Below are 18802 nucleotides of genomic sequence, written 5' to 3'. Positions count from 1 at the left end.
CGGCGCGGAAGGGCAGGTCAGCGGCCTTTCTTTCGCGGGGGGTTGACGGCGGGGCGGATCTTGGAGGCGGCCCATCCGCAGGCGACGATGACGCCGACGAGGGAGACGGCGAGCAGGGTGAGGTTCTGGCCGACTGCGCCGATGATCCCAATGAGCGTGCCGCCCATGATCACGACGACCGCGCACACCGCCGCGGTGCAGACGACGACCACGGCGAGGATCAGGAACGTGACGATGATCAGCCGCTGCAGGGCCGGGTCCATGCCCTGCTGGACGGGCGCCTGCACGATGACCGGTGGCGGGGGCTGCCCGATCGTGAAGTGGACGGGGCGGCCCTGCTGGTCGTAGAGGACGTTCGGTGGGCGGTGGTGGGCGGCCACCTGGTCGGGTGCGGCGTAGCGCTGGTAGTTCTCCGGCAGGTTGCTCACGCCGTCCACCACCTTCGGGCGGTGCGGGTGATGCGCGGCCACAGCCACATGCCGGCGGCGATGGCGAGGACCGAGGGCTGCGAGACGGCCGCGGCGACGACGGCCAGGACGATCGCGAGCAGGGACGGGTAGATGACGAGCACGCCAAGCGCGAGGCCGAACAGGAAGCGCATCACAGGAATCCACCCTCCATCGGCTTGGCCGGGGTCTCGGGCTGGGGCTTCCTTGCGGCCCGTGAGAGGGCGGTGCGGATGTACGGCTCGCCGACGATGAGACGGCGGCGGGCGGCGATGTGCTCGGCGATCGCGCGGGCGGATGCGTCCGGGCCGAGGAGGGATGCGGCCTCGATGACGACGCCCTCGACGTTCAGCGGCTCCAGGGCGTTGACCTGGAGCGCATCAGCCGCATCAGGTCGATGCACCTCGTACTCGGGGGCCTTCTGGCCGAGGACCAGGGCGACGGCGACGGCGTCGATGGGGACCCCGTAGGTGCCGAGCAGGGAGGCGAGTTCGGCGGGGCGTGCATCAGGTCGCGCATCGTGTGCGAGGCGGATCGCATCCGCGGGGTCCATGGTGGCGAACCGCTCGCGCAGTACCTCGGTGGCGGTGGCCGGTCGAGGTTTTGCGGGGTCCTTCTGGGACCTCTCGACCGCAGCTCCGCCGTACATGGATGCGAGGGCCGCATCGGCTCCGTCGCGGACGCGGACGCGCTGGACGTCGACCAGGCCGGCGCCAAGCTCTGTGTCCCCCACGCCGACGTGTTTGGCGAGCCGCCAGTACCGGCGCACGGCACCTTTGCGCTTGCGCTTGTCGGGGTGGCCGTCGGCGACGGCGCGGTTGAAGGCCAGCTGTCGGGCGGTGTCCGCGTTGTAGCGCATCACCTCGGCGTCCTGGCCGGTGCGGTAGACGACGATGCTCCGGGCGATGAGGCCGAGGCCCTCGGCGGCGCCCGACATGGCCAGGGGGGTGACTGCGTACACGGCGGCCTCGCGGACGTCGTTGGCGATGGATACGCCGATGCAGCTGGCGGATACCGGGGCGACCCACATGCCGGCCCGGACGATGCCGGGTGATGCCTGGTTGAGCATCGTCCGACCCAGCATGATCATGGCGAGGATGAGGGTGAGGCCCTCGCCCGCGGCGACCACGCCGGCCGCGGTCGCCTGGCGGTGGAACTCGGCGACGGCGTTGCTGTATGTACCCCAGGCGCCGAAGGCTCCGACGACGACCATGGCGATGGACGCGCCACCGAGGACCCAGCTCTGTCCCTTGGTGAGGGTGTTGGTGCTCACTGGCCACCTCCGCGGATGTGGTCGGCTTCGTCGGCGAGTTGGTCGAGGGTGTCGAGGTGGGCGCGGGTGACGGCGGTGAAGGCGCGGAGGCCGTCGGGGTCGAGGGAGACGATTTCGGCGTCGATCTCGATGGCGATGACGGGTAGCAGTTCGGCCTGCAGGGCGGCGTAGGGGGCGTGGGAGATCCAGGCGCGCAGGTAGTCGACGGTGCCGAGGCGGGTGTCGAAGGTGGCGTAGATTTCGGGCCCGTTGTGGGTGATGTCGGGCCGGAACTGGGCGCCGGTGTGCGGATCACGGCACCAGTCCGGCTCGTCGATCTCCAGGGATTTGGCGACGAGGATGTTCACGGTGACGGTGCGGGGCTCGGTACTCACTGGCCTTCACCCCGCTCGGCGTCGAGGAGCGCGGCCACGGCGGGGAACTGGGCGTCGACGGAGCGGCGGACGGCGTCCTGCTCGACGGCGTACAGAAGGATGCGGAGGGCTTCGCGAAGGGCGGCCGGGTTGTCGCTGCCGAGGACGCGCCGGCCGAGGTCGACGGCGACGGCGAGGTCGCTGGTCTGCGGGGTGCGGGGGTGGGGGATTTTGGGGATGGCCGGGCGGTTGTCCTCGGCGTCCCATGCGGCGGGGGTCAGCGGCTGGTTCATCGGGTCACCTGCTTGGCGATGACTCCGGTGGCGCCGGCCGCTGTGACGCGCACAGTGATGGTGCGGCCGGGGCGGCGGCGGATGACACCCGCGGCGATGAGGCGGCGGCCCGTTTCGGGCGCAGGGGTGGGCATGGAAAGATCGGCCATAGCCGGATCTCCTCCTGGTCTAGTCAGGTAGGCGTTCTCGGTCAGGCCCTTGGCTGGGACGGCAATCCCGGCCTTGGGCCGTTTCAGTTGTGGGTGTTACTCGGTCTTCTTCTGGTAGGCGCGGATGGCCTGGTTGACGCTCGGTGTCTTCACGCCGAGCTCTCTGGCGACTGCGGCCTGGCTGCCGAGCTGTTCGGCGCCGTCGATGAGGGCGAGTGCCCGTTCGTCGGTGGCTTCCTGGTAGGCCTGCTGTGCGGCCTCTTGCTTACGGACGGCTTCGTCGTGCCGTGCTCTCCACGTAGTCACGTCCCTCCTCGTACCGGAGGTGACTGCCTGACCACAAATGTAAGCAGGGGTGCTTATCTCTGTCAAGGTGGTCACGCGGCCACGTCCCGCTGTGCCACGGCGAGTTCGAGCCAGCGGGCCGGCTCCCAACTCCCGCCGCACCACGTACACGTCACCGAGGACTGCCCGGGACGCAGCAGCAGGACGGCCCCGCACACGGTGTCCTCTGCGTCCACGACTGCGGGACACAGGCCGAGACGCTTCGGACGCTCGGCCGGATCGCGCGGGTTGACGATGGACGCGACGTCTCGTTCGAGGTCGCGGATCTCCTCGGCGAACGCGCCGGCCATCGGCCAACTGGAAGCGATCCACTCCAGGTTCATCGACAGGGCCCGCGAGGCGACGGCGATCCGGCGGCCGATGGTCCCGCCGACCACCGGTTCGCCCCAACCGCGATCGGCCTGCATGGCGCTGCGCCAGTCCTCAAGGACGCTGACCAAGCCGCCGGGGCCGCGGAGGTTGAACGCGGGCTCGGCGATCGGCATCGGCGCCTCCACGGGCCGCGTGCGGCCGTACTCGGGCCGCCGCCCGCCGGGGTGCAGGAAGGCGGCGAGAGCCTCGTACAAGCGCGGTGCGCGGTCGAGGCGCCGGGCTGTGGCGAGCGTGCAGCCGGGGCACAGGTAGTCGTGCTCCAGCTGCCGCTCACACAGTCCGCAGGACGCGGTCATCCTGCTGCCCGCTCTTCCGCGGCCTTCAGCCGGGCCTGGGCGGCGCGCGCCACCTTGCGGTCGCGGCGGTCGTCGAGGATCCCGAAGGCGATCTGGACGAGCAGCATGAAGTTCATGCCGATCGCGATACCTACGGCGAGGAGCTGGATCTCGTGGTCAGTCATGCGGCGAGTCCTTCCGTGGTGGGCCACTGGCATCCGTCGAGGCCGCGGCGGTGACTGTCGGGCAGTACGGCGAGGGGCCAGCCGAGGTGATGCAGGCCCATCGCGAGGAGGGTGTAGGCGTCGGCCTGGTCGTAGCGGCCGACGCCGTCGCAGTCGATGCCGTACCGGGCATGCACCGCATCCCTGACGGCACCCTTGGAGCCGGAGCCCTTGCCGGTGGCATACAGGGCCCGACAGGACGGCGGGACGATCGCGTAGGGGATACCGCGACGCCAGCAGGCGTGACGGACCATGACGCGCAGCCCGGCCAGGTCCTCGTGCCGGTGGGCGACTCCGCCGCCGAACGACGGGCCTTCGATGACGACCAGGTCGGCGTTGCGGATATGCGTGGCGACCTGGTCGACGATGAACGCGAGCCGCGGATGCCCGCGCAGGCCGGCCTTCGGGCGGATGATTTCAGCCCAGCCCTCCCCGGCCACGCCCGTGCAGGTGAGGCTGAGGTCGAGGCCGATGACCCGGGGAACCGTTGACTTCTGAGCAACGGTTGCGAGGGAGTCCGACTCCCCCGCACGGGTCACGGCCTCGGCGTGACCCTCTGCGGGCTCTTCGTCGAGCAGGTCGGTGTTGACGGCGCCGCCGACGGACACCCACAGGACTTGCGCTTGGGCGCTTACGAAGTCGCGGCGGCGGGCTTGGTCTTCGAGCTCGGCGTAAGTGAGGCCGAGCCGGGCGAGCGAGGTACTGACGGCCGCGTGGAACTCGGCCTCGGTCACCTCGATCACGATGTCGTCGTTTGCGGGGGACAGGCTGTCCTCCGCAGTTGCCTCCGAGTGGGAGGCAACCGTAGGGATATCCCCACGGTTGAGGTTTGCGGCTCCGTCGCTCGGAGTCGCAACCGTGGGTGTCTGCCCCACAGTTGTGGGCGCCGTGCCCATACCTGCGTTGCCGTCCGGGCCACGCAGGTCGTGAGTCGTGGGGATATCCCCACTGCTGAAGTCGTGCTGCACGTCGAACTCCCCTCTCGTCATGCCGCGGCCATGACGTTGAGCCGGTTGAGGATGGTGCTGAACTGGTGCACGGCCTGAAGGTCCGAGACCTCTCCGGCGGTGCTGCCGTGCGGGACCGCGATCCCGTTCACCCGGCAGAAGTTGAGCTGCTTGACGCTGGCCGGCTTGTTCCGCCACGGGGCCGCGCGGGTGGCAAGCCACCTGCTGCCCATGGCCTTGGCCTGCTGCTCCAGCCACGCCTTCGCGTCGGACAGAGGGAGCGGGATATCGCGCTTGGGCCCGACGATCCCGTTGTTGATGTCGAAGCGGCGGAGCCAGTACGTCCGGTCGACCGGGTTGCGGACCAGGAAGACGAAGGCCGCATCCCCGACAGGTATGAACCACACCCCCGACTGCGTCTTCAGCCAGCGCGTGACGGAGCCGTGGAACAGGTCGATCTCCTCGACCTGAATCCGCGAGAGGTCGATGACCCGCTTGGATTTCTCCTCGGTCTCGCGCACCGCCTCGCGCAGCGTCTGGTCCTCGTCCGACATGACGACCTCGCGGCCGGTGAGGTCGACGATCGACGCGAGCTTGTGGCGAGTGGAGGCACCCATCACGTCGAGGATCAGCGCGTCCTTCTTGCCCTTGAACAGGCGCAGGGCGCGGCCTGCCATCTGGCAGTACAGGCCCGCCGACTTGGTCGGCCGGGCGATGACCACGCACGACGTCCACGGGGCGTCGAAACCTTCCGTAAGGACCATGCAGTTCGTAAGGACCTGGACGGCCCCGGTCTTGTACTGGCCGAGGACGGCGGCGCGATCATCCTTGGGCATGTCGCCCCAGACGGCGGCGGCCGGGATGCCTGCCTCGGTGAAGGCCTCGGCCATGGACTGGGCAGTGTCGACAGTCGGGGTGAAGACGACGCCGGGCCGGTCGGCGGCGTGCTGCCGGTAGGCCTCGGCGACGACCTGTGCGGCGCCGGAGTCGTCGAGGGCCTGGCCGAGCTGCCCGTCCTGGAGGTCGCCGGCGCGGGTCTTCACGGCGTCGAGGTTCAGGCCTGGCACGGTGATGCGCTTGCCGCGGACGTCGCACAGGTAGCCGTCCTCGATCATCTCCAGGATGTCGAGGGTGAAGACGACCTCCTGCCAGACGTCAGCGAGGCCGCCATCGGTGCGGGTCATGGTGGCGGTGAACCCTGCGGTGGGTACTCCTGCCCAGGCGCCGAAGTGCTCGAGCACGGTCATGTAGCTGACGGCGGCGGCGTGGTGGCATTCGTCGACGATGACGAGGCCGATGTTCTCGATGGCCTGGCGGCGGCGTTCGACGGCGAGGGTCTGGATGCTGGCGACGATGACGTCGACGTCCTGGTGCTCGTCGCGGCCGGCCTTGACGACTCCGACGCGCAGGTCGGGGCGGACGGCGCGGATCTTGTCGGCGGCCTGCTGGATCAGTTCCTCGCGGTGGGCGATGACCAGGGCGCGGGCGCCGTCCAGCTGGATGAGCAACTCGCTGATGAGGTTGGCGAATACGACGGTCTTGCCCGCTCCGGTGGGGAGTACGACGGCGAGCCGGTTGTTCGTACCGTCCTGCCAGCCGGTGGTGAGCGCCTTGATCGCGTCGGCCTGGTACGGGCGAGGGGTGAATGTTTCAGGCAGTTCGGACATGGCGGTCACCTCGGTTCGTCGCTGCGGGGTTCTGCGGGGATGCTGCGGGGTTCTTTGCGGGGATGACGCCGGGGATCCAAACCGGCTCTGAGCTGGCCCTAAGCAGGGTTTGCGGGGATCTCCGGAATGTTTGAGAGGTCTTCGCATATAGAGACCGGAGTTTTTTTGAGTGACGCATCACGCCGTGTGTTGCGCATGGTGTGTGTGATGCGTTCCCTATATGGGTGAGGTAGCGCCACTCCCCGCAATTCCCCGCAACCCCGTATACGCGCAGGTGAGGGGCACTTTTCGGGTTGCGGGGAAACCCCGCAGGTTGCGGGGTTCTACTCCCCGCGGTCACCGCTCAGCCCTTCCGGTGCCCTTGTCGACGTGCTGCTCGACGCGCCAGGTGTTCTGCTTCAGGTGGCTGTCGTAGACCAGGACGACCTTGAGGTCCTCGAAGTAGCGCCCTTGCCGCGCCTTCAGCCAGTGACCCAGCTGCTTACCGGACGGCAGGTCACCGTTGTGCAGCTGCGGCACGGTGTCCTTCAGGCCGAGCAGTTCCTTCGTGGTGACCGGATCGGTGCCGATCCTCTGGTGCCAGGACGTCAGGAATGCCGCCCACTCCTGGGCCTCGTCGTCCAGGGCCGCGCTGGCCTCGCCACGGTTGGCGAGCCAGCCGTCCACCTTCAGGTAGTTGAGGATCCCCGCGATGACGGACGCCCACCGCGAGTAGTCGCCCATGCGGGTGTTGACCGTCTTGGCGCCGTCGTCGAGCCATCCGCGAACCATCGTGACCAGTGCCGCGACGAGGGTGGATGCGTTGCTCTCCAGCCATTCGCGGAGGTCGCCGACGGTGAAGTTGTCGCGCTGGTCGGGGTTGGGGCAGTCGGGGTCGAGGCGGACCCAGAGGGTGCGGCGGGCGTTGTCCCCGCCGGTGCGCAGGTTGTTGCCGGTGAGGACCCACAGCCGGTCGTTCGGCATGGTGACGCTGCTGGTGCTTCCGAGCAGGCGGTCGCTCCAGGTGGCGCTCGTAACGAGCGACGACAGGATGGGGCTCTTGATGATGTGCCCGTTGGGCAGGTTGTCCATGGCGATGACCGGGTCGCCGCAGTCCCACATCTTTGCCGTGATGGCCTTGCGCAACTCGGCGTCGTTCTCGGCCCAGGGGGTTTCGGCCAGTCCGTACAGTCGCCCGAACACGTCTTTCAGGAGGGTCTTGCCGGAGGCCTGCGAGGTGCCGGTGATGACGACGAGCGGCGTCGGCCCGGGGACGTAGGGCCGGATGATCGGTGACAGGAGGGCGCCCAGGTACTGGGCGCGGTCGGAGTTATCGACGAACGGGAAGTCGGCGAGCATCTGGTTCAGGACGATGTCCTTGGCCCGCTCGACGGACTCCTTCGATACCTGCGGCTGCAGGCGGCGGAGCGGGACCCGCGGGTGCATATACAGGCCGGTGCCTCGGTCGTAACCGGGTGCCTGCACGAGGGTTCCGTCGGGCCGGACGACGGGAGAGGTGACGATTCCGCGGAGCGGCAGCAGGGGCCAGTCCTTGCGGCCGAGGACCGTGCCGCACGTCTTCGGCATGAATAGCTCGCGGACTTCCTTGGTGCCCTCGGTGAGCGGGTCCTTGACGATCTGGTAGGTGGTGACGTGGTCGCCGAGGTAGGCGCGCAGGTTGTCGGTGCCCAGCTGCTTGACGAGCGGGTTGCCCTGGTCGTCCTCGTGCACCCAGCACGGTCCGCTGGATCGCTTGTACAGGTCGGGGAGTTGGTCGGCGCGCATGATGTCGAGGAGGCCGTCGATGGCGTCGGCTTCGTTGGTGATGTCGAGTTGGGGCTTGTTGGTGACGATGCGGAGGTCGGGGCCCGCGTCCGGGATTCCGTGCTCGTCCGGCACGGAATCCGGGTCGATGGCTGAGGAACCGTCCGTGAAGTTGCTGCCGGCCCGGGTCGGTACGGAGTGCAGGCGTTGGCGTGGCGGCTCGGACCCGTAGCCGCGGCGGCGGAGTTCGGCGGCGGCCAGCTTGAAGTTTCCGCCGTGGTGGAGGTGTGCGTAGGCGGCGAACTTCGAGTACGGGGTCTCGGACTGGAAGTCGCTGCCGGTGGCGAAGACGTACAGCCGGTCCCGCTCGGGGTCGCGCCCGGTCGTGGCCTTCAATCCGCCGACCCCGTCAGCCCAGCCCCAATAGGTTGTGTGGCCGCGCATGATGACGGGCCGGAAGATCCCGGTGAGGATCTCCTGCCAGTCCGCGCGGGCCTCGTAGTCCTCGCCAGGCCGGAGGTCTCCGCCAGGCAGTGGGGGGAGTTCGCGCGGTGCGGTCTTCGGGGTCTCCGGCTTGGGCAGGGTGTCGAGCATCCGGAGGACCTGCCGCATGGCGTCGACGGTGTCGGCGTCCAGCGTGGGGATGGTGGCCGGGCTGCCCGCGACACGGACGTAGGGCTTGCCGCTGGGGTGGACGGTCCCGCCGGAGGGTTCGACGAGCCCGTAACCCCCTTCGCCGCGGGTTTCTGCCTGGACGCGGACGATGCGGGCGTTGGGCTTCTCGCGAAGCCGCTGCCGTTCTTCTTCGGTGTACTCGTCCTCACGGGCCAGGCGGGAGGCGAGCTTGGTATTGCCGGGGACCGGGGCGCCGTCGATGCGCACCCGGACGTGGATGCCTTGCCCCTCGCCGCCGGGGCTCCGTGAGGCCCAGCCGTTGAGAACGGCCTGCCACGGCTCTCCGAGCCCGGAGGCGTCCATGATTTCCGTGGCCTCTTCGAGGAGGCCGTCGCGGACGGCGTGGTCTTCGAACTCCCACATCTCGACGTTGCCGGAGACGGCTCCGTAGACGGCAGCGATCCCGGCCGGGCGCCCCCCGCTGAACCACTGGTCGTGCTCTTCTGGCGTGGACCGGGCGACCTTGTACGGGGTCCAGCTGCGGACGTCAGCGGCCTTGCTGCCGTCGGCCTTGATCTTCAAGACGCACAGGCCGGCGTCGTCCATCTCGCGAGCGAAAGCCCGGAGGCCTGGGGCGGACTGCTCGTCGTTCAACGCTGCTCCCCGTGGAACTGGGTCAGATGCTGGGTCTTGATGGCGCGGACGAACTCGGGGACGACGACGCCGTGGACGGGGCCTTCGCGACGCTGCGGGCAGTCGGGGCGGTAGCAGTCGTAGCGGGCACGCCGGTTTTCGAGGTCGACGGTCAGTTCGCCGTCGATGCCGACCGGGGTATTCACGCCGCCTCCCGCGCTGCGGGCTGGTGGAAGGCTGCGCGGATGCGGGCGCGCTGGTCGTCGGTCAGCGGCGGTGCCTGGTCGACGATGCGGATGACGCGCTCCCAGTAGCCGGCCGGACGCTCAGGCCGGGCCGGGCGGGCAGGGGTACCCACGATCTGGGTACCCCCGGCCGCGGCAGTGTTCGGCTGGCTGGTCACGCCTGCGCCGCCTTCATGTGCAGGCGCATGGCGCGCAGCTGGTCGAGGGCGGCGGCGGTCTGGTCGATCAGCTTGTCGAGCTCGACTTCGCCGAAGATCTGGCCGTTGCCGGTGGCGGTGATCGCCGATACCCGGGGGCCGCTGTCGACCATGCTGTCGTCGGCGATCAGGTACGCGTCGAGGAGCAGGCCATTGTCGGCGTCGAAGCCGGGCGGGGCCTGGATGGTGGCGCGGGCGCTGAGGTGCTCGGTGACCGTGCCGTCGTCACTGGCGTAGGTCCAGCAGGCGTCGGGCTCGCACCACGAGTAGTGGCCGGGCGCGGGGGCCGCGGTGCCGCGGGCGACCTGCGCGAGAGTGCGGATCTTCGAGCTGAACGTGTCGAGGTTCGAGGCGAACGTGTCGGCCTGGTCGGGGGTGAGGTAGCTGGCTTCGCCGCCGCCATCTTCCACGCGGATGTGCGCCTCGCGCATCTTCACGTCGGAGCTGTACAGGTCGCAGCCGAGATGCGCATAGGCGAAGACCTGGTCCTCTTCGCCGAAGAAGTCGGGCACGTACAGGTCGACGTGGTCGCCGACGTGGTCGATGTCCTCGACGTGCCGGGTGTCCTCGACGGCGTGCTTCTCCTTGCACCAGTCCGCCGGGCAGGCAACGGGGACCTGAACCCCATTCACGAGGGCGGTGATGATGGACAGGCCGGCGAGCGTGGGGCGCTGGTCTCTTGAGGCAGGCGACGCCGTCGGCGCCTCTCCTGGCTGTGCTTGAATTGACATGAGGACGTTCTCTTTCCGGCGGCGGCACTGATGGGGTGGCTAGACCCCGGGTGCCGCCGTCTTGCTGGTTAGCGCTGGTGGATGGAGCTGTTCTCGTCAGACGGGGCCGGGTGGCTAGACCTGGCCCCGTCGCTGTTCTCCTCGGCAATGACCTCGTAGACCTGGCAGCCGAGCGCATTGGTGATCTTCTTGAGCGTTTCTGGGCGGGGCTGCCGCTGGCCGTTCTCGATGCGGCTGAGCGCCGCCCCGCTGATCCCTGCGAGGGCAGCGAAACGGTTCATGCCGTGGCCCAGCCCAATCCGTTTGCGCCGGATCAGACGTCCGTCCGTCTTCATGACCAGATCGTATGGCAGTGAATGGCAATGAACCAGTAATACTGCCAAGTAACAACTGGCACTTGTGGCGCTGGGCTTGGCCGTTACTCCCTGCGATCGGAAGTAACGCCAGCGTTATTGCCAGTTTCGTTGCCAGACCCTACGGTTGGAGGTGTTGCCGATCGTTACCAACATCAAGGGGTCCCAGTGGCAGACATGAGGTGGAGCCCGGACGACTGGGCTCGGCTCGGCGCAACGATCCGGGAGTCGCGCGACAGGCAGGGGTTCAGCCGCAAGAGGCTGGCCGAGACGTCCGGGGTGTCCGAGAAGAGCATCCAGCTCACTGAGGAAGGTCGCGTACCTACGCGCTGGCCGAAGTCGCTGGATGCCCTCGAAGCGGCGCTGTATTGGGTGCCGGGGACGATGGCCCGGGTCCTCGACGGCTTCGATCCGAAGACCGAACTGCGTGATGGCACGCCCGCAGACATCGCCGATCGCGCCGCCGATGTGGTGGCGCAGATGCCGGGCGGGACTGCGCGGGACTTCGAGGCGAAGCGCACCCGTGCTTCGTCAGGGTGGGCGAGTGGCCGCGATATCGAACTGACGCAGTCCGGGCACCTCGCCCAAGACACGTTCATCCGCCAAATGAAGCGCTACCGGAGACTGCTGAACGTTTCGCGCCAAGACATCGCGACACGTGTTGTAGATCTTGGTGGAGACATCGGGCCGACCGATATCGCGCGCCTTGAAAACGGCACACGGCTGCTGAAAATGGCAGAGGCTGAGATGATCGCCCGCGCCCTGGAGACCACTGTCGAATGGCTACTCGGGTCGGGCTTCAGTGTTGGGGTGCCGGACGAGTTGAAGGTTCCGCCTACTGATGAGGAATTGCAGGCCGAAGCAAAGGCTGTGCAGCGGCGCATTGCCGAGATGGGCATGCAGGTCAACAGCGCTAGGGAGCAGTACTCGCACGCCAGGCGCAACGAGGAGCAAGCGCGACAGCAGGCCCAAATGGCGCTGGCTATGATGGACCAAGTCTCAGCTCAGCAAACAGAACTGATTAGGCAATATCAGTATCTGATTGGGCGTATCGACTCCTTGCGTGCAGCAAAAGGCGAGGAGTTGATTATCCAGACCTATCCTGTATATGAGGACGGCGAAGAGCGTAGCGGCGAAAATTCGCAGCCGAGGCCAGCACATACGGCTTCTGGCGACAAGGCGGGCGCGAGCTATCCAGGCAGCAAGGCCGAGCAGAGCGCACGTGCAGAGGCGGCCCGGGATGCAGTTCGCAAGTTGCTCTAGCCAGAGCGCCCTCGCTTCCACTCGAAGGCGACGGCGTCGTAGTCGAAGTACCCGCCATCAGGCATGCGGCCTTGCCGCGGGATCGTCAGCGTCACCGTGACGAGCGCGCGCAGCACGTTGCGCTTCCGCTCCAGCTCCAACGCCTTCCACGCCTTCCGCACATCCGGCGCCCCGACCAGGTCGACGAGCGGATCCTGTGTTGCCGCACGCGCCAGCTGCTGCGTGACACCCTCCAGCTGGCCGCGGGCCGTGTCGGTACCCGTGGTGAACGCCTCGATGCCAATCTGCCCCGCGCCGAACAGGCCCGCCAGGTCCGTCATGCGCCCGCGGATCTGCTCGCTCTCCGCCTGCAACGCGGCGACGTCCACATCGTCCGGGCCGGGCAGCAGCAGGTCCTGCGCGTCGTCCCGTGACAGCCGCTCGATGATGGTGTCCTCCACGTACTGGTCGACCTTCTCGGCACGCCGGCCGCCGCCGTGCCCGGTGCCGCATTTGTAGCTGGGGTAGGCCCGGCCGCCGGACTGGGTCACGGTCATGCCCCCGCCGCACTTCGGGCGCCCGCACACGTAGAGCAGCGAGCCCACCCACCTCGGCTGCGCCCCGCGGTTCGTCTTGCGGCCCGGATCCTTCAGGATCGCCACGACGGCCCTGTACTTCGGCTCGTCGACGATCGGCTCCCACTGCCCGCGCCCGACCTCCTCGCCCCTGTAGATGGCGATTCCGGCGTTCCTGGGGCGCATCAGCATGTGCCGCATCTCGGTGTGCGTGACCGGGTTCCCGCGCGTGGTGGCCATGCCTTTATCGGCGCACCACTTCACCAGGCCCCGGATCGACCCGCCGGACAGGAGCATGTCCGTCCACAACCGGAGCGCCTCGGCCTCCTCAGGCACGACCTTGGTCATGTCGAGGACGGGCACCTCGACCTCTTCGCCCGTCTTCCGGTCGGCCTTCTTTCGCATCTCGCCGGTGGGTACGCCCCACCCGAACGGGCGGATACCGCCCGGCCACTCGCCCGCCATTGCCTTCTGCTGACGGGCGCGGGCCACCCTGTGCCCTTTGTGTTCGGACTCCTGGCGGGCGACGGCGCCGAGGATCCGCGCGGTCATCCGGCCGGACGGGGTGGCGAGATCGATCGTCCCGGCCTGCACGGTGTGTGTGGCGATGCCGCGGCGGTCGGACAGCTCGATGTATTCCTCCAGCTCGACGATCGAGCGGGTGAGCCGGTCGGTGTGCCAGACGATGACGACGGTCGCGGTGCCCTGGTCGAGGTCGGCGAGCATCCGCCGGTAGTCCTTGCGGTGCTTCCCGGAGAACGCGGAGACGTCGTTGTCGACGTACACCTCGACGACGTCCCAGCCGTTACGCAGCGCGAGGGCTTCGCAGTCCTCGCGCTGCCGGTCGACGCCGAGGCCGGCGCCCGTCCGGTCCTGGCTGATGCGGCAATAGATGGCGGCGCGGACAGGGCCGTTGGGCGCTGAGGTGGGCTTCATCCTCCGAGTGTGCCGTGTCAGTGGTGTCTCTGTCAGGGGTTCGGGAAGACGTCGCTCCTGAGTGCCCTGCTCGGGCTGGTCGGCCCCGGGGAACGGATTGTTCTCGCCGAGGACTCGGCGGAGCTGCGGCCCGACCATCCCCATGTGGTGCGCCTTGAGGGGCGGCCCGCGAACCAGGAGGGCGTCGGGCTCGTCGCACTCCAGGACCTGGTCCGGCAGGCCCTGCGGATGAGACCGGACCGGCTGGTCGTCGGCGAGGTGCGCGGGCCGGAGGTCGTGTCCCTGCTGGCCGCGCTGAACACCGGCCACGAGGGCGGGTGTTCTGTCAAACCATCAATGCATCGTCGCAGGTCAGAGGCCTAGCCGCTCACGTAGTAGCCGCGACCGCTCACCACGTTCACGAGACCCTCGGCCCGCAGGTGTGCCAGCGCGCGGGATGCCGTCGACTGCGAAACGTCGAATTCGGCAGCAAGGGCCACGGTGCCCGGCAGACGGCCTCCGACTGGATAGGTGCCAGCGCTGATGCGTCGCCGGATCTCCTCGGCGAGTTGAGGCCAGTGCGGCTCTGCCCTGTTGATCTCCACTTAGTCAGCGTGCGACCTATTTACCCGCTGCGCTATCGAGGTAGTCAGGTACCGAGCTAGTCTTGATATTGAGCGGAAACAGAGCGGCCCCCAGCGATCGGGCTGAAGCGATCACCAGGGGCCTACCGACACGAATGGAGCGTGCCGACATGACACAGCCTAGATTCCTTGGCCTTGACGCTGAGACCGGCAAGCGCATGTACGCCGTACCTCAGCCCGGGGGGTTCCTCGATCACCTGGCAGACGTGACCGCCCTGGAAGCGGCTACCGCCTTTCTCGCTGTGGTCGGCGAAGTGCTCGACAGCGAGGACGAACTCAGCGACGGGGAGCTAGCCGTGTTCCTTGCCCCCGCCGTCGCCATGCTGACAGAGGTCATGGCCATCGCCGTGAAGCGCGTTGACGTGCGTTACCTAGGCCAGAGCCTCCGGGCAAGCCAGCGGAGCTAACCCCCAAACGCAGATGAGCCCCGTCCCCGGGATATCCCAGGGTCGGGGCTTGTTCGTACCTCAGGGCGCCTCGCAGGGCGTTCCGTCTGCGTATGGCGGGATGGTCACGCCGGATCGTTTGAGGTACTCGCGGACAGCGCGCCGGATGATGACGTTGGGGGACGTGTCGGTGTCCCCTGCATGGCCGAGCAGTGCCACGGACTCAGGCTCATGTAGTCGGGTGCGGAACTGACGGACAGTCATACAGATCCTTACTGAACGATGGGTCAGTTGATGCTGAACGGTGGGGCTTCACTGTGCGTGATGTGGCGTGGGTCTCAATCGGGTGTCTGAACCGGGCGCACCAGACAGAGCCCTCCCCCGCGCTAAATCTCCCAAGACGATCAAGGCCCCCTCCCCACCCTCGGTGCCCTTGCAGTCGCACACAGTAATGAATGATGGGGCGTCAGCAGTCACAGTGAGTGAGCTAGCAACCGAAGCTCTCGGCTGCTGTCTTCCTGCTGTGACACGGCACGCACAGCGCCTGCCAGTTGCCCGGGTCCCACGCGCGCGGACCTTTCAGCGCCAAAGCGTCGAGGTGGTCGACCTGCCTTGCTGCTGGCCTCAACGGCGCGGGGATGGCAGCGCACTTGGCTGACTCGCACAGCGGGTGGTCATGCAGGTAGCGCGAACTGACACGACGCCAGCGGACTAGGTCACTGGGGTTGTCGTTGTAGCTGTCCCGGTAGCGCTCGCCTGTGATGGTGCTGGTGCGCGCATGGGCATGGCACTTACCGCTGACCACCTGACAGGCACAGCCAGGCACGGAGCACGTGGCATAGGCACGCCCAGGCATCTTGGGTGGACGCTCACACGGGCACTCAACTGCAGGAGCCTTACGGCGTGGCTTGCGCGGCTTCGCTGCACGGGCCTGAGACGGCCTCGCAGCAGGCTGAACAGCCCCAGGGACCACGCCCAGCCAATCGCCGTTTACAGGCGTCACCCTGTTCGTTCTCAGCCACGCTTCGGCGCTCTCGTCCGCCACTTCGAAGGTGTCCCCTCCGCTGTAAACCGTGCCGCCGTAGACCAGCGTATGGAAGCTGCCGACTCGCAGTTCAACCATGGGAGTCAGCGCCGTGACCCACGGAAATACCGGCGATAGACGTCGACCTGCATTCCTGTGTTGTGCAGTTTGGTACGGCCGTCCTCGTAGTACGTCTCGTAACCAGCCTCACGCAGCAGATGACCGTACTCACTCATGGACAGCGTGAAGGATGCGCCGTTGGCCTCCGCCACACAATGGGCAGCGCGATACGCCTTGCTCAGCGTCAGGTCATAACCCTCGTCGTACTTCAACGTGGAAGTGATCAAATCCTCGGGGCGCAAAGGGTGTTCCTCTCAGAAAGCCAAGTCGACCACCTACGAATTTTCGTAGGTGGTAACCCAAATGGGGCCCAGCCACAGTCAAGTGACCAGGCCCCTCAGGGTTGTTACTGCTTAGGCGCCGATGACGTCTCTGGCGACCAGCGCAGTAGGCCGGACAACGCGCGCACCGTAGACGTGCAGGCCACGCAGCCGGTCAACGAACTTGGTCGGATGGCGCAGGGCCTCAACCTTGGTGACCTGGTCCGCGTATGTGGTGGCGATGCCGTGGCCAGCGATCAGGAGCTTTCCAGCGCCCGCACCCGGACCATTGGGGACCTGGTTCGATTCGAGCACAGAGAACCCAGCGGCGTTGCCGACCACACCAGAGCTACGCGTAGTGCCGCCCAGCGCGTCACCGCTGGAAACAAAACGCGGGTCCTTGAGCAGCCAGCCATGGAACGCTGGAGTGACGACAACCCAGCGACCGTCAATCGGGACGTCGTTCTGGGAAAGCGACGTGCGCAGGTCCACCAGGAGGTCATACGCCTCGCTCGCAACGTCCACGGTGACCTCGGCGCCCGGAGTAACCGCCGCAGCCATCTGCGCAGCAACGTAGGCGTCAGCAGTCTTGGCCAGCAGGTGAGCAGCGCGCGCAGTCACCCTGGAAATAAAGTCGTTGTCATCGCGGGCCTGCGCCTGGTCGACATCGTCAATGTCCAGAGACCAAGCCTTCTTCTGGTCAATGGGCATCGTCTGCGGGGTGGATGCCGCATTCCCGCCGGTCATGTCGGTGTAGGCGGTGTAAGTCTCCACGATTGGGTCAGCGATGGTGTTAATAACAACGCTCCCGCCAAACTCGGAGACGTCGCCTTCGTAGTCCCTGTTGGTAACACCCTCGGAACCGTAGGCAAGCGCCGTGTCAAGAGCGGCGAGAGTCGCAGCCGCATAGACAGCGGGAATGAAGTTGTTCAAAGCCATTTTGGCCAGTCCTTTTCGTCAGTCGGTAGGTGCGGCATTACTCGCCACGAAGTAGGTCCCGCAGCTGCCCATTTCGGCGGGCCGTCTCAATCTGCTTGGATGTCATGCCTTGCAGATCGTCGTGAGATAGCTGCGGATTAGCGTCTGGGGCAGCACCACGTGCGCCACCATCGCCAGTCCCCTGGAATCGGGGCTTACTCGGCGTGACATCAGCAGCCGCATCGCGCGTACCGACTGAAGGAGAGTCGCTATCGCTGGCCGGGTCGCCCGTACCTGCGTCAGCACTCTCAGAAGCCTTGGCAGTGGCCAACTCTGCCTTCAAAGCCTTTACCTCATCACGCAACGCATTTAGCGCGCGCTTTCCAGCGTCACCAAGCTGTTCGTCAACAGGCTCAGGCTGCGCCGATTTTTCCGTGGACTGCGTCCCGTCGGACGGAATCCCGGAAAGTTGTTCGGCTAGGTTCGCCGTAGGCTGCTCGCTCACTTCGTGGCCCCCATAATCAGCCGAATTCCGCAGGCGTGCGGCATCTTCGAACCCGTCCGCATGGCCAGAATCTCTACCGGCACGTTGGCGTCGTCGAGTATCCAATTAACCTGCAAGGTTGTCGGCTTACCGATCGGCACATCGTTCTCCCGGAGCCACGCACGGAACGCAGCTCTAATGGCAAAAACGGGCGTCACGTACGCCATGGACGCACGCTCAGTACGCTCAGCGAGGAAGACACGGAACGCAGTCTCAAGCTCTGGCGAGATATCGGGCAGGTACTTAGACATGGGGAGTCCATTCGTGAGGATGAAAGAGATACCGGCGCTCGCTGCCATCACTGCGTGAGTTTGTGTAGGGCGCCGGAAAGCTGTGGCCCCCGCCTCCCAGCGAGAGGAGACAGGGAACGGGGGCCGCCTCAACCTCACCGGCGACCACTAGCCAGTGAGGGAGCATGAGAAAGGGCCCGGAGTGGCTGTCAGTGCCCCGGACCCTTCACCTGTCTTTGTAACGGCTACTCAGTGCAGGTCAATTGGCTGCACGCCTTTCGCGCTGACGTTGCCGATCCTGCACGCGCTTGTAGGCAGTCCGGTGGTCAGCGGAACAGAAGGTAGGCCAGCGCCGACGTTGCCCCAGGAAGCGCCAGGATGTGAAGGCTTCGCCGCATTGCCGACAGCGCCGATGCATGACGACGATCCGGCCATGGCGAACCAATCGACCGGCGGAACCATCGTGCAGGGGCACGCCCGGAGCGGCCATGAAACGGGCCACCATTGCCCCTGTAGCGGCCTGGCTTTGCTCCAGGGTGAAACTGGACACCACAGGGAACGTTCGGCCCTCATAGAGGATGTCAGCGCCCCTGCCGGGCGACGCCCCAAAGTCCAGCGGGTCAGGGGTCGTTCCGCGCAGCCGGTAGCCGGGCAATCGGCCGTAGCGCTCACGGTCCACCAGCGGGTCAAGGCCATAGCGCTTGTCAGCGAGCGTAGGGCGCGCGGGCAGGCGGACAGCCGTAACGCTGAAGCTGCCTATGTGGTCGTCTGCGTACAGGCATGCTTCGGCGAATGACTCGGGCGTATCCGGTCGGCGCGCTGGCCGAGGAAGGGATTCAGTCAAGGGTGCCTCCAGAAGGCACAAGAAAGGGGCACCAGCGGCCTAGCCGGTGCCCCATGAGGGAAGGGGGGAAGGAAGTGTCCAGAGCGCGTTAGGCGCGCTTATGGACCCTGTCTAGGCGGCCCCTCTTGCATGCGCTGTCGCAATAGAGCCTGTACCTGCCTGTGTACTCGATGTGTTTTCCGCACCGCGCGCAGGTCAGGCAGTCAACGCAATACGGCGGACCGTCAGCGGGAAGTGAC

Annotated in this window: 24 protein-coding genes and 1 pseudogene; 3 read left to right on the top strand and 22 right to left on the bottom strand. The window is 67.0% G+C overall.

Features of this window, described 5'->3' with window-relative positions; all coding sequences use genetic code 11:
• Nucleotides 1-17 precede the first annotated feature (17 nt).
• The 16 genes from ACFYPC_RS11290 to ACFYPC_RS11215 all read right to left on the bottom strand — a co-directional run bounded on the left by ACFYPC_RS11290 (nt 18) and on the right by ACFYPC_RS11215 (nt 10843).
• Nucleotides 18-428 (bottom strand): hypothetical protein, encoded by a 411-nt coding sequence (locus tag ACFYPC_RS11290; RefSeq protein WP_388673755.1) that lies wholly within the window; start codon nt 426-428, stop codon nt 18-20.
• Nucleotides 425-604, bottom strand: a complete 180-nt coding sequence (locus ACFYPC_RS11285; protein ID WP_388674339.1) for a hypothetical protein — start codon at nt 602-604, stop codon at nt 425-427. Before ACFYPC_RS11285 ends, ACFYPC_RS11290 begins: the two co-directional genes overlap by 4 nt.
• The gene (locus tag ACFYPC_RS11280; RefSeq protein ID WP_388673753.1) at nt 601-1719 is read right to left on the bottom strand and encodes a hypothetical protein; all 1119 of its coding nucleotides are present in this window, start codon (nt 1717-1719) and stop codon (nt 601-603) included. Before ACFYPC_RS11280 ends, ACFYPC_RS11285 begins: the two co-directional genes overlap by 4 nt.
• Nucleotides 1716-2093 carry a DUF6907 domain-containing protein gene (locus tag ACFYPC_RS11275; protein WP_388673751.1) on the bottom strand — a complete coding sequence of 126 codons (378 nt, stop codon included), beginning with the start codon at nt 2091-2093 and terminating at the stop codon, nt 1716-1718. Before ACFYPC_RS11275 ends, ACFYPC_RS11280 begins: the two co-directional genes overlap by 4 nt.
• Nucleotides 2090-2365, bottom strand: coding sequence for a hypothetical protein (locus ACFYPC_RS11270; RefSeq protein ID WP_388673749.1), 276 nt, complete (start codon nt 2363-2365; stop codon nt 2090-2092). The genes ACFYPC_RS11275 and ACFYPC_RS11270 overlap by 4 nt, the downstream gene beginning before the upstream one ends.
• Entirely contained in the window at nt 2362-2514 is a 153-nt protein-coding gene (locus tag ACFYPC_RS11265) for a hypothetical protein (protein ID WP_388673747.1), read from the bottom strand. The genes ACFYPC_RS11270 and ACFYPC_RS11265 overlap by 4 nt, the downstream gene beginning before the upstream one ends.
• A 96-nt stretch (nt 2515-2610) precedes the next feature.
• Entirely contained in the window at nt 2611-2820 is a 210-nt protein-coding gene (locus ACFYPC_RS11260) for a hypothetical protein (protein ID WP_388673745.1), read from the bottom strand.
• A gap of 71 nt (nt 2821-2891) precedes the next feature.
• Nucleotides 2892-3527, bottom strand: a complete 636-nt coding sequence (locus tag ACFYPC_RS11255; protein ID WP_388673743.1) for a hypothetical protein — start codon at nt 3525-3527, stop codon at nt 2892-2894.
• Nucleotides 3524-3691, bottom strand: a complete 168-nt coding sequence (locus ACFYPC_RS11250) for a hypothetical protein (RefSeq protein WP_388673741.1) — start codon at nt 3689-3691, stop codon at nt 3524-3526. The genes ACFYPC_RS11255 and ACFYPC_RS11250 overlap by 4 nt, the downstream gene beginning before the upstream one ends.
• Complete coding sequence (locus tag ACFYPC_RS11245) at nt 3688-4473, bottom strand: hypothetical protein (RefSeq protein ID WP_388673739.1); 786 nt, start codon at nt 4471-4473, stop codon at nt 3688-3690. Before ACFYPC_RS11245 ends, ACFYPC_RS11250 begins: the two co-directional genes overlap by 4 nt.
• Before the next feature lie 242 nt (nt 4474-4715).
• Nucleotides 4716-6344: a DEAD/DEAH box helicase gene (locus ACFYPC_RS11240; protein WP_388673737.1), complete on the bottom strand. Its 1629-nt coding sequence runs from the start codon at nt 6342-6344 to the stop codon at nt 4716-4718.
• Nucleotides 6345-6680: 336 nt separating this feature from the next.
• On the bottom strand, nt 6681-9308 hold the full coding sequence (locus ACFYPC_RS11235; protein WP_388673735.1) for a hypothetical protein: 2628 nt from the start codon (nt 9306-9308) through the stop codon (nt 6681-6683).
• A 44-nt stretch (nt 9309-9352) separates the two neighbouring features.
• A complete protein-coding gene (locus ACFYPC_RS11230; protein WP_388673733.1) occupies nt 9353-9541 on the bottom strand; it encodes a hypothetical protein in 189 nt (62 codons plus the stop codon).
• Nucleotides 9538-9738 carry a hypothetical protein gene (locus ACFYPC_RS11225; protein WP_388673731.1) on the bottom strand — a complete coding sequence of 67 codons (201 nt, stop codon included), beginning with the start codon at nt 9736-9738 and terminating at the stop codon, nt 9538-9540. Before ACFYPC_RS11225 ends, ACFYPC_RS11230 begins: the two co-directional genes overlap by 4 nt.
• The gene (locus ACFYPC_RS11220) at nt 9735-10508 is read right to left on the bottom strand and encodes a DUF6907 domain-containing protein (protein WP_388673729.1); all 774 of its coding nucleotides are present in this window, start codon (nt 10506-10508) and stop codon (nt 9735-9737) included. The genes ACFYPC_RS11225 and ACFYPC_RS11220 overlap by 4 nt, the downstream gene beginning before the upstream one ends.
• A gap of 68 nt (nt 10509-10576) precedes the next feature.
• Complete coding sequence (locus ACFYPC_RS11215) at nt 10577-10843, bottom strand: helix-turn-helix domain-containing protein (protein WP_388673727.1); 267 nt, start codon at nt 10841-10843, stop codon at nt 10577-10579.
• A 195-nt stretch (nt 10844-11038) separates the two neighbouring features.
• Between ACFYPC_RS11215 and ACFYPC_RS11210 the strand changes: the two genes are divergently transcribed.
• Nucleotides 11039-12124: a helix-turn-helix domain-containing protein gene (locus ACFYPC_RS11210; protein ID WP_388674321.1), complete on the top strand. Its 1086-nt coding sequence runs from the start codon at nt 11039-11041 to the stop codon at nt 12122-12124.
• Here ACFYPC_RS11210 and ACFYPC_RS11205 read toward each other — a convergent pair.
• Nucleotides 12121-13614: a recombinase family protein gene (locus ACFYPC_RS11205; RefSeq protein ID WP_388673725.1), complete on the bottom strand. Its 1494-nt coding sequence runs from the start codon at nt 13612-13614 to the stop codon at nt 12121-12123. The genes ACFYPC_RS11210 and ACFYPC_RS11205 overlap by 4 nt on opposite strands.
• A gap of 36 nt (nt 13615-13650) precedes the next feature.
• Between ACFYPC_RS11205 and ACFYPC_RS11200 the strand changes: the two are divergent.
• Nucleotides 13651-13935: pseudogene (locus ACFYPC_RS11200) on the top strand (ATPase, T2SS/T4P/T4SS family); the annotation flags it as partial.
• A gap of 38 nt (nt 13936-13973) precedes the next feature.
• Here ACFYPC_RS11200 and ACFYPC_RS11195 read toward each other — a convergent pair.
• A complete protein-coding gene (locus ACFYPC_RS11195) occupies nt 13974-14198 on the bottom strand; it encodes a winged helix-turn-helix domain-containing protein (protein WP_388673723.1) in 225 nt (74 codons plus the stop codon).
• Nucleotides 14199-14347: 149 nt separating this feature from the next.
• On the opposite strand from ACFYPC_RS11195, the gene ACFYPC_RS11190 reads away from it, so the two are divergent.
• Complete coding sequence (locus tag ACFYPC_RS11190) at nt 14348-14644, top strand: hypothetical protein (protein WP_388673721.1); 297 nt, start codon at nt 14348-14350, stop codon at nt 14642-14644.
• A 1107-nt stretch (nt 14645-15751) separates the two neighbouring features.
• Here ACFYPC_RS11190 and ACFYPC_RS11185 read toward each other — a convergent pair.
• From ACFYPC_RS11185 to ACFYPC_RS11170, 4 genes are all read right to left on the bottom strand, one after another.
• A complete protein-coding gene (locus ACFYPC_RS11185; protein ID WP_388673719.1) occupies nt 15752-15979 on the bottom strand; it encodes a hypothetical protein in 228 nt (75 codons plus the stop codon).
• Nucleotides 15980-16120: 141 nt separating this feature from the next.
• Nucleotides 16121-16966, bottom strand: coding sequence for a N4-gp56 family major capsid protein (locus ACFYPC_RS11180; protein ID WP_388673717.1), 846 nt, complete (start codon nt 16964-16966; stop codon nt 16121-16123).
• A gap of 480 nt (nt 16967-17446) precedes the next feature.
• Nucleotides 17447-17740, bottom strand: coding sequence for a hypothetical protein (locus ACFYPC_RS11175; RefSeq protein ID WP_388673715.1), 294 nt, complete (start codon nt 17738-17740; stop codon nt 17447-17449).
• A gap of 238 nt (nt 17741-17978) precedes the next feature.
• Nucleotides 17979-18563, bottom strand: a complete 585-nt coding sequence (locus ACFYPC_RS11170) for a hypothetical protein (RefSeq protein WP_388673713.1) — start codon at nt 18561-18563, stop codon at nt 17979-17981.
• Between the last annotated feature and the right edge of the window lie 239 nt (nt 18564-18802).

This window comes from Streptomyces sp. NPDC005808 (assembly GCF_042871385.1).
Taxonomy (GTDB): Bacteria; Actinomycetota; Actinomycetes; order Streptomycetales; family Streptomycetaceae; genus Streptomyces.
Note: the sequence above shows the minus strand (reverse complement) of the source record. Positions and strands in the feature narration are given on the sequence as shown.